This window comes from Acinetobacter genomosp. 33YU (assembly GCF_001990725.1).
Classification (GTDB): domain Bacteria; phylum Pseudomonadota; class Gammaproteobacteria; order Pseudomonadales; family Moraxellaceae; genus Acinetobacter; species Acinetobacter seifertii.
Genome location: NZ_LFZQ01000054.1, coordinates 1 through 406, shown reverse-complemented (window position 1 = coordinate 406; position 406 = coordinate 1). Strand labels below are relative to the sequence as shown.

Genomic DNA, 406 nt, shown 5'->3' with positions numbered 1-406 from the left:
GAGCAGCTCCGGGAGTTCGTAGGGATGCAGTTGGCGCAGGCGTTCCTGCAGGGCGGGGGGCACTGTTGCAAATAGTCGGTGGTGATAAACTTATCATCCCCTTTTGCTGATGGAGCTGCACATGAACCCATTCAAAGGCCGGCATTTTCAGCGTGACATCATTCTGTGGGCCGTACGCTGGTACTGCAAATACGGCATCAGTTACCGTGAGCTGCAGGAGATGCTGGCTGAACGCGGAGTGAATGTCGATCACTCCACGATTTACCGCTGGGTTCAGCGTTATGCGCCTGAAATGGAAAAACGGCTGCGCTGGTACTGGCGTAACCCTTCCGATCTTTGCCCGTGGCACATGGATGAAACCTACGTGAAGGTCAATGGCCGCTGGGCGTATCTGTACCGGGCCGTC

1 pseudogene is annotated in these 406 nt (G+C 55.9%); it reads left to right on the top strand.

The window, feature by feature from the left end:
* Positions 1–121: 121 nt before the first annotated feature.
* Positions 122–406 (top strand): annotated as a pseudogene (locus AC056_RS19195) (IS6-like element IS26 family transposase); the annotation flags it as partial.